The 11288-nt window shown below is 65.1% G+C and carries 11 protein-coding genes; 7 read left to right on the plus strand and 4 right to left on the minus strand.

Features of this window, described 5'->3' with window-relative positions; translation table 11 throughout:
* Positions 1–11: 11 nt before the first annotated feature.
* The 3 genes from dcd to Q8Q80_RS04525 all read left to right on the plus strand — a co-directional run bounded on the left by dcd (position 12) and on the right by Q8Q80_RS04525 (position 3805).
* Positions 12–578: a dCTP deaminase gene (dcd, locus tag Q8Q80_RS04515; protein ID WP_069038575.1), complete on the plus strand. Its 567-nt coding sequence runs from the start codon at positions 12–14 to the stop codon at positions 576–578.
* A gap of 155 nt (positions 579–733) precedes the next feature.
* Complete coding sequence (locus Q8Q80_RS04520; RefSeq protein WP_305631773.1) at positions 734–1402, plus strand: PEP-CTERM sorting domain-containing protein; 669 nt, start codon at positions 734–736, stop codon at positions 1400–1402.
* Positions 1403–1552: 150 nt separating this feature from the next.
* Entirely contained in the window at positions 1553–3805 is a 2253-nt protein-coding gene (locus Q8Q80_RS04525; protein WP_305631774.1) for an arginine/lysine/ornithine decarboxylase, read from the plus strand.
* A 66-nt stretch (positions 3806–3871) separates the two neighbouring features.
* Here the strand turns inward: Q8Q80_RS04525 and Q8Q80_RS04530 are convergent, their stop codons facing one another.
* Positions 3872–4396 (minus strand): dihydrofolate reductase, encoded by a 525-nt coding sequence (locus Q8Q80_RS04530; protein WP_305631775.1) that lies wholly within the window; start codon positions 4394–4396, stop codon positions 3872–3874.
* Positions 4363–5157 carry a thymidylate synthase gene (locus tag Q8Q80_RS04535; protein ID WP_305631776.1) on the minus strand — a complete coding sequence of 265 codons (795 nt, stop codon included), beginning with the start codon at positions 5155–5157 and terminating at the stop codon, positions 4363–4365. The genes Q8Q80_RS04530 and Q8Q80_RS04535 overlap by 34 nt, the downstream gene beginning before the upstream one ends.
* A 165-nt stretch (positions 5158–5322) precedes the next feature.
* Here Q8Q80_RS04535 and Q8Q80_RS04540 point away from each other — a divergent pair, with 165 nt between their 5' ends.
* On the plus strand, positions 5323–6792 hold the full coding sequence (locus tag Q8Q80_RS04540) for a hypothetical protein (RefSeq protein ID WP_305631777.1): 1470 nt from the start codon (positions 5323–5325) through the stop codon (positions 6790–6792).
* Between the two features lie 213 nt (positions 6793–7005).
* Here the strand turns inward: Q8Q80_RS04540 and Q8Q80_RS04545 are convergent, their stop codons facing one another.
* Complete coding sequence (locus tag Q8Q80_RS04545) at positions 7006–7590, minus strand: YqiA/YcfP family alpha/beta fold hydrolase (protein ID WP_305631778.1); 585 nt, start codon at positions 7588–7590, stop codon at positions 7006–7008.
* A complete protein-coding gene (locus Q8Q80_RS04550) occupies positions 7590–8414 on the minus strand; it encodes an undecaprenyl-diphosphate phosphatase (RefSeq protein ID WP_305631779.1) in 825 nt (274 codons plus the stop codon). Before Q8Q80_RS04550 ends, Q8Q80_RS04545 begins: the two co-directional genes overlap by 1 nt.
* Before the next feature lie 125 nt (positions 8415–8539).
* Here Q8Q80_RS04550 and Q8Q80_RS04555 point away from each other — a divergent pair, with 125 nt between their 5' ends.
* From Q8Q80_RS04555 to mtgA, 3 genes are read left to right on the plus strand one after another with little or no spacing between them, the layout of a single operon-like run.
* Positions 8540–9502, plus strand: coding sequence for an energy transducer TonB (locus tag Q8Q80_RS04555; RefSeq protein WP_305631780.1), 963 nt, complete (start codon positions 8540–8542; stop codon positions 9500–9502).
* A gap of 4 nt (positions 9503–9506) precedes the next feature.
* The gene (gene aroE, locus Q8Q80_RS04560) at positions 9507–10340 is read left to right on the plus strand and encodes a shikimate dehydrogenase (RefSeq protein WP_305631781.1); all 834 of its coding nucleotides are present in this window, start codon (positions 9507–9509) and stop codon (positions 10338–10340) included.
* Between the two features lie 14 nt (positions 10341–10354).
* Positions 10355–11047: a monofunctional biosynthetic peptidoglycan transglycosylase gene (gene mtgA / locus Q8Q80_RS04565; protein WP_305631782.1), complete on the plus strand. Its 693-nt coding sequence runs from the start codon at positions 10355–10357 to the stop codon at positions 11045–11047.
* Positions 11048–11288 lie beyond the last annotated feature (241 nt).

Genomic DNA, 11288 nt, shown 5'->3' on the forward strand with positions numbered 1-11288 from the left:
AGGTTACGCAGATGAGCATCAAATCCGATCGCTGGATACGCCGCATGGCCGAGGAACACCGCATGATCGAGCCGTTCGAGGCGGGTCAGGTGCGCGAGGTCGATGGCCGGCGCATCGTGTCCTACGGCACGTCGAGCTACGGCTACGACGTGCGCTGCGCGGCCGAATTCAAGGTGTTCACGAACATCAACTCGACCATCGTCGATCCGAAGACCTTCGATCCGAATTCCTTCGTCGAAATGAACAGCGAGTCCTGCATCATCCCGCCAAATTCCTTCGCGCTGGCGCGCACGGTCGAGTACTTTCGCGTGCCGCGCAACGTGCTGGTGGTATGTCTCGGCAAAAGCACCTATGCGCGCTGCGGCATCATCGTGAATGTGACGCCGCTCGAGCCCGAATGGGAAGGTCACGTCACGCTGGAGTTCTCCAACACCACGCCGCTGCCGGCACGCATCTACGCCAACGAAGGCGTGGCGCAGATGCTGTTCTTCGAGTCCGACGAGCCGTGCGAAACCTCGTATCGCGACCGCGGCGGCAAGTATCAGGGGCAGACCGGCGTCACGCTGCCGAAGATCTGACGCGGTTTCCGTGCGCAAATGCACGCTTTCCGCATGCATTCGCACGCGAATCGATACCAAGCGTTACACGGCACTGCGACGTGACTTTATGAACAGTCCGCCCTGACGGCCCCACCTAGACTCCGCTCACTTTCACGAATCACTGCGGAGCCGTCATGTTCAGGAATCTTCTTCTCGCTTCAGGTCTTGCCATCGCCTCGACGGGCGCCTTTGCCTCGCTCGACGTGCCCTGGATCGACGGCCTCGAAAACACCGGTACCGGCTTCGATGCCGGCATGACCGACACCCGCTACAGCTTCACGGCGATCGCCGGTACGGCGACCGGCACCGACGGCTTCGGTGTCGTGACCACCGGTTCGGGCTTTCCTTTCGGTTCCTGGCTCGCCAACAACTGGGATTCGGTCTGGCTGACGCCGTCGGCCAATGCCGCGCAAAGCTACGATCCGTCGTCGGCCGGCCTGTACAAGTGGTCGATCAGCTTCGATCTCACTGGCTATGACCCGACAGCGTCCGGTTTTTCCGGTCGCTGGGCGTCGGACAACAGCGGCTACGTCGTTTTCAACGGCGCCACCATTTCCACCGGTTCGTCCTTCAGCAGCTGGACGTCGTTTGCCGCCAGTACCGGCTTCGTTGCCGGCGTCAATACGATCGATTTCTTCGTGAACAACGGTGCGCAGGGCAGCGGCAACCCGACTGGCGTACGGGTCGAATTCCTCGACGGCTACACGTCGGTCGCCGCCCCGGTGCCGGAACCCGCGTCCTACGCGATGATCCTCGCCGGCCTGCTGGTTGTTGGCGCCGTCGCCCGCCGCCGCCTCGGCTGAACGCATCCGCAGCATCCCGTCCGGGCCGCCCAGTGCGGCCCGGATTGTTTTGAGACATCGAACTGATACCATCGCGCGCTCAAGATTGCAGGTTCTCTGCAACCCGGGGCGCCACGTCAGGGCGCTCCTGCCATCACACAGGTTGACGCCATGCGCTTCGAGTTTCCGATCATCATCATCGACGAGGACTTCCGTTCCGAGAACGCGTCCGGTCTGGGCATCCGTGCGCTGGCCGAAGCGATCGAGAAGGAAGGTCTGACGATACTGGGGGTCACCAGTTACGGTGACCTGACCTCGTTCGCGCAGCAGCAGAGCCGGGCGTCGACCTTCATCCTGTCGATCGACGACGAGGAATTCGGTGGCGGCAGCGCGGCGGAAATCCAGGCCGTGCTGCAGAACCTGCGCGAATTCGTGGCGGAAATCCGCCGTCGCAATGCCGACATCCCGATCTTCCTGTACGGCGAGACGCGCACCACGCGCCACATCACGAACGACATCCTGCGCGAGCTGCACGGCTTCATCCACATGTTCGAGGACACGCCGGAATTCGTCGCGCGTTACATCGTGCGCGAAGCACGTGCCTATCTCGACTCGCTGCCGCCGCCGTTCTTCCGTGCGCTGGTGCACTACGCGCAGGACGGTTCCTACTCCTGGCACTGCCCCGGACATTCCGGCGGCGTCGCCTTCCTGAAAAGCCCGGTCGGGCGCATGTTCCATCAGTTCTTCGGCGAGAACATGCTGCGTGCCGACGTGTGCAACGCGGTCGAGGAACTGGGTCAGCTGCTCGACCATACCGGCCCGGTGGCCGCGTCGGAGCGCAACGCGGCCCGCATCTTCCACGCCGATCACCTGTTCTTCGTCACCAATGGCACGTCGACGTCGAACAAGATGGTGTGGCACTCGACCGTGGCGCAGGACGACATCGTGGTGGTCGACCGCAACTGCCACAAGTCGATACTGCACTCCATCATCATGACCGGGGCGATACCGGTCTTCCTGACGCCGACGCGCAACCACTACGGCATCATCGGCCCGATTCCGCTGTCGGAATTCAGTCCGGACGTGATCCGCGCCAAGATCGAGGCCAATCCGTTCGCGCGCAAGGTGTCGAACAAGAAACCGCGCATCCTGACCATCACGCAATCGACCTACGACGGCATCCTGTACAACGTGGAAGCCATCAAGGACGTGCTCGACGGCGAGATCGACACGCTGCATTTCGACGAAGCCTGGCTGCCGCACGCGTCTTTCCACGACTTCTACGGCGATTACCATGCCATCGGCGAGGGGCGGCCGCGCTGCAAGGATTCGATGATCTTTTCCACGCAGTCGACACACAAGCTGCTGGCCGGCCTGTCGCAGGCGTCGCAGATCCTGGTGCAGGATTCGCAGACCCGCTCGCTGGACCGCGACGTGTTCAACGAGGCTTACCTGATGCACACCTCCACCAGCCCGCAGTACGCGATCATCGCGTCGTGCGATGTCGCCGCCGCGATGATGGAACCTCCAGGCGGCACGGCGCTGGTCGAGGAATCCCTTGCCGAAGCGGTCGAATTCCGCCGCGCGATGCGCAAGGTCGGCGCGGAATTCGGCGCTGACTGGTGGTTCAAGGTATGGGGCCCGGAACATCTCGCGGAAGAAGGGCTGGGCACCCGCGAAGACTGGACACTGCGCGCCGGTGAGCGCTGGCACGGCTTCGGCGATCTGGCCGAAGGCTTCAACATGCTCGACCCGATCAAGGCGACGGTCATCACCCCGGGTCTGGACGTCGACGGCGACTTTGCCGACTGGGGCATCCCTGCCGGCATGCTGACGCGCTACCTTGCCGAGCACGGCATCATTGTCGAGAAGACCGGGCTGTACAGCTTCTTCATCATGTTCACCATCGGCATCACCAAAGGCCGCTGGAACACGCTGGTGACCGAACTGCAGCAGTTCAAGGATGACTACGACAACAACGAACCGCTGTGGAAGGTGATGCCGGAGTTCGTGGCGGCGCATTCACGCTACGAACGCGTCGGATTGCGCGACCTGTGCGTGCGCATTCACGAAATGTACAAGAAGCACGACATCGCGCGCCTGACAACGGAAATGTATCTGTCGCCGATGGAACCGGCGATGAAGCCGGCCGAGGCGTGGGCTCGCATGGCGCACCGCGAGATCGACCGCGTGCCGATCGACGATCTCGAAGGGCGCATCACTGCCGTGCTGCTGACGCCCTATCCGCCGGGCATTCCGCTGCTGATCCCGGGCGAGCGCTTCAACCGCACCATCGTCAATTACCTGCGTTTTGCGCGCGAATTCAACCGCGCATTCCCGGGCTTCGAGACGGACATCCACGGTCTGGTCGGCGACGGCGAGGGCGAAACGATCAACTATCTGGTCGACTGCGTGCGTGACTGAACGCTTTTGCGGCCTGCACTCCCGGGCCGTAGGCCGTGCCGGCGGTGCAACGTTTCCTGCCGTGCCTCAGCGCCGTGCGTAATCGACGAAGGCGTAGCGCAGGCCGCTGGCGCTGACGGCCGTCTCGCGAGCGGTTTCGATCCATTCGCTGCGGTCGAACGCGGGAAACACCGTGTCGCCCTCGAACGGGTCGGCGATTTCAGTCAGCAGCAGGCGCTGCACGTGCGGCAATGCCAGTGCGTACAGCTGGGCGCCACCGATGATGAAAGCGTCCGCGCCCCCTGCGGCCTGCGCCGCAGCCTGTTGCGCAGCCTCCAGCGACGGCACGACGATGGCACCCGGCATCGACAACCCGGGCTGCCGGCTGACCACGACGCTGGTGCGTCCCGGCAACGGCCGGCCGAGCGAATCCCAGGTCTTGCGCCCCATGATCATCGGGTGACCCATGGTCAGCGCGCGGAAGCGCTTCAGGTCTTCCGGCAGATGCCAGGGCATGGCGTTGTCGCGGCCGATCACGCCATTGGCGGCCAGTGCGGCAATCAGTGACAGGCGCGGCGTCACACGGCCACCTTGGCCGGGATGTGCGGCCATGGGTCATAGCCGTCGAGACGGAAGTCTTCCGGCGCGAACGCGAACAGGTCGGTCACCGCCGGGTTGATGTGCATCACCGGCAGCGGCCGCGGTGTGCGCGACAACTGTTCGCGTGCCTGATCGACATGGTTCAGATACAGGTGCGCGTCACCCAGCGTATGGATGAATTCGCCCGGCTTGAGCCCGCACACCTGGGCCATCATCATCGTCAGCAGCGCGTAACTCGCTATATTGAAAGGCACTCCGAGAAATATGTCTGCGCTGCGCTGGTACAGCTGGCAGGACAATGCACCGTTGGCGACGTAGAACTGGAACAGTGCATGGCAGGGCGGCAGCTTCATCGACGGGATGCTGGCCGGGTTCCACGCGCTGACGATGTGGCGACGCGAATCCGGATTCTGGCGCAGGCCCTTGACCAGTTCGGCGATCTGGTCGATGTGGCGCCCGTCGGGCGTCGGCCAGCTGCGCCACTGGGCGCCATACACCGGACCGAGGTCGCCGTTTTCGTCGGCCCATTCGTCCCAGATGCTGACGCCGTTTTCCTTCAGCCAGGCGATATTGGTGTCGCCGCGCAGGAACCACAGCAATTCGACGATGATGGACCGCAGGTGCAGTTTCTTCGTCGTCAGCACCGGAAAGCCGTCTGCGAGGTTGAAACGCATCTGCCAGCCGAACACCGATCGGGTGCCGGTTCCGGTGCGGTCGGTCTTGAGCGCGCCCTGTTCGAGCACATGGCGCATGAGGTCGAGATATTGCCGCATGGAAAATATCGCGCAGTCGCGTTACGCTAGAGGGTCGGGATTGTAGTCCAGCGCGCGGTTCCGGCGGGGTCTGCATGCAGTACGGACGGGGCACGGTGCACCGTTCGACGGACGATTGATGATCAGTACAATCGGGGCGCATCCCGAGCGGCGGAGGTGGCAGGTATGTTCGGTGTCTTTTCTTCATCCCCGGCGAGTGTGCTCGGCAATCCGGCCGAGCTGCGCCGTGTGCTGGCCGAAATAGCCGCCGCGCAGCCCGATCTGGCCATCAACGAACTGACTGGCTGGGTCGAATCGGTCAGCGAAGCGGCCAACATCGACATCGCGCACCACGTCAACCTGCTCTATCAATTCGATTCCAGCGCCCAGCCCCACCTGCGCAAGCTCGACAGCGCCTACGTCGAACAACCCGAAGGCAAGGACGTGGTGTGGCGCACCGGTCGCGACTTCTGGTCCATCCTGTCGTCCGCCTACGAATTCGCGCTTGATCGCTACATGTCCGATCCGGCGCAGGCGTCGGTGCTCAGCGGCCTGTCGCGTCTGGCCTCGCGCACCGTGCGGGCGTGCCGCCAGCGCTTCAAGTGGGACGTCTATCACAACGGCCCGGTCGATGCCGGGCTTTGGCAAGTGGCGGGCCAGGCTTACCTGCTCGCGCAGGCATCGGGTGCCGAGGTGCGCGAGGTGGTCAATGCTGCCGACGAAGCAGCGACCTCGGTCGAACGCGAGTACGTGCGCCTGATCGCCCTGCACGTTGCTGCACCGGAAGGTCTGGTGCCGGCGGGCGTGCGGCTGGCCGAACAACTCACCAGTTATTTCGCGGCACGGTTTTCGATGACCTCCGCCGTCGAGCGCGGCACCACGCACTGGCTGGACTCCAACCAGCCGGCACCACCGCTGCGTCTGGTGCGCGCGCCGCTCACCACCGACGGTATCCGTTACTTTTCCGGCATCGCAGCCGCCGATGCCGCACTCGCGATGGCGCGCAAGCTCGAAGCCGGCGAACGGCCGGATTCACTGCACTTTGATGAAGAGCCGTCGCCGGAACAACTGGGTCGGCTGCTGCGCCACCTGTCCATCAACTGGGCGCTCGACCCGCCGACCCGCCAGTACCGCCGCCACACGCTGGGCGGTGCGCTCGCGGTCGCCAATGGCATCAAGCATCTGCACCATGTACTGCGCGGCGCGCGCGACGAGGCGGTGATCTATCGCTGGGAAATGTCGGACGCCAGTCTGGGCGGCATCGGCGCCACGGCGCCCACCGCCAGCGCCGAGTGGGTGCGCGTCGGCTCGCTGGTCGGCATGCAGCCGTCGGGCGGCGACAACTGGCTGGTCGGTGTCGTGCGCCGCTACATGCGAGGTCGCGACGCGCGCGGCACGGTCGGCATCGAAACACTGTCGACCACCGCCCGCCCGCTTGAAGTGTTTTCCGAACGCAACAGCGGCGAAGCCGTTGCGCTGGATGACCCGGTCACCGGCGCCGTTGTCCGTCTGGCGATCAACGGCACCGGCTATTCGGCCGAATACCCGCTGCACGCATCGATCAACGGGCGCCATGTCAGGCTCGATCCGGTCGAACTGATCGAGCGCGGCGCCAACTTCGATCTCGCCCGTTTTCGGGTGAGCGACTTTCGGTAGCGCGGCCTTTGTAGGGGGCGGGTGTTGGGCATCGCTGGCGCTCACCCCAACCTACGGGGGATGGGCAACGTGATGGCCGGCGAGCGCCCTCGCTGCCGTAGGTTGGGGTGAGCGCAGCGATGCCCGACAATCAGGCTTCGGTAAGTCGCGCCGCCCCATCCCCCCCGTAGGTTGGGGTGAGCGCCAGCGATGCCCGACAAGCAGCATTCGCCCTCAGCGATCGGGCAGCAGGAATTCGGTCATCCGTGGAAGCTCTTTCGCGAAGTTCTGCAGGCTGTGATCGCCGCCGGCATGCACGACGAGGTTCGCGCCGCGCAACTTCAGCACCGCCTGCCACCAGTCCAGTACCTCGTCGCCGGTTTCCAGCAGCACCATATAACGTTCCGGCCGGGTAACCGCCGCGACGTCCAGCGCGGCCAGTTGGTCGACATGTTCCTGTTCGAAGCGGAACACTTCGCCCGTATACATGTGCTCATGTTCGCCGACATAGTCGCCGAGCGACTTCGGTGCGACGACGGCAGGATTGATCAGCGCCGCATGCAGCCCGTGCTTTTCCGCCAGATGCAGCGCATAGAAGCCGCCCAGCGACGAGCCGGCCAGTGCGACTTCATCGCCGGCTGCGAGCGCCGGGCACAGCACCGATTCGATCAGCGCGATCGCGTCCAGCGGGCCGGGCGGCAACTGTTCGCACCACAGGTCGCCGGCCCGGCCCTGGCGGGCAAGGTGGGCGCGCAACTGCACCGCCTTGACCGACTGCGGACCCGAGCGGAAGCCGTGCAGGTAGAACAGCTTCTGCATCAGTGATCGGCCCAGTCCACCCAGCCGCCGGCGGCCGTCAGCAGCACGATGATGCCGAAGGCGATGCGGTACCAGGCGAACACCTCGAAGGTGTGGGTGGAGATGTAGCGCAGCAGCCAGCGCACGCTGAAGAAGGCGGCCAGGAACGACGCGACGAAGCCGGTGGCGAACACCGGCAGATCGTCGGCACGCAGCAGCGCCCAGTTCTTGTACACGTCGTAGGCGGTGGCCGCGAACATGGTCGGAATGGCGAGGAAGAAGCTGAATTCGGTCGCCGCGCGGCGCGACAGACCGAAGATCAGGCCGCCCATGATGGTCGCACCCGAGCGCGACACGCCGGGGAACATCGCCACGGACTGCGCGAAACCCACCTTGAGCGCGGCGCGCCAGTCCATCTCCTCAACGGTTTCGTAACGTGGCTGGTGGTTGCGCCGCTCGATCAGCAGGATGAGCACGCCGCCGACGATCAATGCGCCGGCCACGGTCAGCGGGTTGAACAGATAGGCCTTGATCACGCCGTGCAGCAGGAAGCCAAGTACCGCCGCAGGCATGAAGGCGATCAGCACCAGCGTCACGAAGTGGTTGGCTTGCGGGTCGCGCGCCAGCACGCCGCTGCCGACATCGATGAGCTTGCGCCGGTACTCCCAGCAGATCGCCAGTATCGCTGCCAGCTGGATGACGATCTTGAACACGCGGCTGGTGTCGTCGGTATAGCCAAGCAGGCTGCCCGCGATGATCAGGTGGCCGGTGCTGGAAATGGGCAGGAACTCGGTCAGACCTTCAATGATGCCGAGGATGAAGGCCTTGATCAGCAATGGATCCATGGAGTTTGCTGCACACGAAAGACCGGCGATTATAGGGTGCCGGTCGTGACATGCCGGCGACGCTGCGCTGTCTCATTTCCCGCGGGGCGGCGGTATTTCACCGGCCGCCTGTAAAATCCCGCCCCATGCCACGAAAAAGCGCTGCAGCCCGCACCCGCCCCAAGTCCGCGGCCACGTCCGAGAGGGCGGTGCTGACCAGCGTTCGGCCAGCCGCCCTGACCGCGGCCGAACCCGCGCTGCCGCCGTTGGCCATCGGCATCGCGGTGTCGATTCTCGTGCATGGCTTCGTGCTGGCGATCAATTTCGCGCCGGACCTCAAGCCGAAGCAGAAGGCGATCGACCAGCCGCTGGAAGTGGTGCTGGTCAATGCGCGCAGCAAACAGAAGCCGGTCGATCCGCAGGCGCTCGCGCAGGCCAGCCTGGATGGCGGTGGCAACACTGATCAGGACCGTCGCGCCAAAACGCCGCTGCCCGCCAGCAAACGCGACCAGACCGGTGATCAGCTGGTCAGCACGCAAAGCCGCGTGCAGGAACTCGAAGCCCTGCAGCAGAAGTTGCTGGCCGCGGCGCAGGCCAGCACCGAAGTGCGGGAAGAAGAACGTCGGGTCGAGCAGCCGGAACCGACGCCACAGGCCGTGCCGCTTCCCCGTGGCACCGACCTCGCGGCACGCGCCATGGCGATGGCGCGGCTCGAAGCCGAAATCGCGCGCAATGTGGATGACTACAACAAACGGCCGCGCAAGAAATTCGTCGGCGCGCGCACGCAGGAATACCGCTTCGCGCAGTACATCGAGGACTGGCGACAGAAGGTCGAGCGCATCGGCAACCTGAACTACCCGAGCGCGGCGCGCGGTCGCATCTACGGCAACCTCACGCTGACGGTCGAAATCCGGTCCGACGGCGAAATCGAACAGATCTACGTCAGCCGCTCGTCCGGTCAGCCGCTGCTCGACGAGGCCGCGCAGCGCATCGTGCGCATGGCCGCACCCTATGCGCCCTTCTCGCCGGATATCAAGCGCGACTTCGAAATCCTGTCCATCACCCGTACCTGGAGCTTCACCCAGGGCGACCAGCTTGAAGCACGCTAGACCGATGCCCGATCGTTACGCCGTGGTGGGTCATCCCATTTCGCACAGCAAGTCACCCGCCATCCACGCCGCCTTCGCCGCGCAGACCGGTCAGGACATGATTTACGAGGCGCTGCTGGCGCCGCTGGATGGTTTCGCTGCCCGTGTCGGGCAATTTCGCGCCGAAGGCGGGCGCGGTATGAACATCACCGTGCCGTTCAAGGAAGAGGCCTGGCGGCTGGCCGATCGCCTGACCGAAAGGGCGCGCCTGGCCGGCGCGGTCAACACCTTCGTGTTCGATCAGCACGTGCTGGGTGACAACACCGACGGTGCCGGGCTGGTGCGCGATCTCGAATGGCTCGGCGGCCGGCTCAACGGCGCGCGCGTGCTGCTGCTCGGTGCCGGCGGCGCTGCGCGCGGTGTCGTGCTTCCGTTGCTCGATGCAGGTGTGGCGCGTCTGTTCATCGCCAACCGCACCGCCGACAAGGCGCGTGGTCTCGAAACACACTTCGGCGGGCACGACAGCCGCGCTGCGCTGGCCGCCGGTGGCTGGCAGGATGCCGCCGATGCGCCGTACGACATCGTGATCAACGCCACCAGCGCCAGTCTGAGCGACCAGGCGCCGCCGCTGCCGGACGGGTTGTATGCACCGGGCAGCCTGGCGTACGACATGGTCTATGGCCGCGGTCTGACCGCCTTTCTGGAACAGGCGCGCGCACAGGGCGCCGGCACGCTGGCCGACGGTCTGGGCATGCTGGTCGAGCAGGCCGCCGAAGCGTTTGAACTGTGGCGCGGCGTACGGCCGGACACGGCGCCGGTGCGTGACATGCTGCGCGCGGCAACGCCGCCGCTCACCTGAGCGTCGCCCCCGCCATGCGTCGCCTCCTTCGCCTGCTGAAATGGCTGCTCGCCGCTGCGGTGCTGCTGGCACTGGCCTACCAGCTGTGGATCTTCGGTCACCTGCTGTGGTGGACGAAATTCAATCCGGACGAAACCCGCTTCATGTCGCTGCGCCTGTCCGAAATGCGCGAACGTCAGCCGGACGCACAGCTGCGCAGGCAGTGGGTGCCCTACGAGCGCATTTCGGTGCACCTGAAACGCGCCGTGATCGCGGCCGAGGACGACGGCTTCGTCGATCACGAAGGCTTCGACTGGGAAGGCATCCAGAAGGCGATGGAAAAGAACCGCAAGAAGGGCCGCGCGGTGGCTGGTGGCTCGACCATCAGCCAGCAGCTGGCGAAGAACCTGTTTCTCAGCCCGAGCCGCAGCTATTTGCGCAAGGCGCAGGAGGCGGCCATCACCTTCATGATGGAAGCGGTGATGGACAAGCGGCGCATCCTGGAAATCTATCTGAATGTGGTGGAGTGGGGCGACGGCATCTTCGGCGCCGAAGCGGCCGCGCAGCGCTACTACCGCGTGCCGGCGGTGAAGCTCGGGCCGGACCAGGCGGCACGGCTGGCCGTCATGCTGCCCAACCCGCGCAAGTACGAGAAAACCTTCGGCCCGCGTCTCGCGGCACACGCCTCACGCGTTGCGGCACGCATGCACTACTCGCAAGTGCCTTAGCGGCGAGGTCGGGCCGCGGAAGGGGAATGCTGGTTGCGTGACAGCGCGTGCATCGCGGACAGGGTCCGCTCCTACGAAAAGCAACACCGTCGCGGTTTTTGCAGGAGCCGTCCCACGGTCGGCCCTGCATGGCCGACCGGCTCCACGGGCGGCGAGCCGTGCTCGCCGAAACCCCCGCTCCGCCCCTGCAGGCGATGCGGACTTCGGACACGCGACAGCGCTTGATCAGCGTGCGGATCGC

The sequence above is a fragment of the Methyloversatilis sp. genome (assembly GCF_030698125.1).
Taxonomy (GTDB): domain Bacteria; phylum Pseudomonadota; class Gammaproteobacteria; order Burkholderiales; family Rhodocyclaceae; genus Methyloversatilis.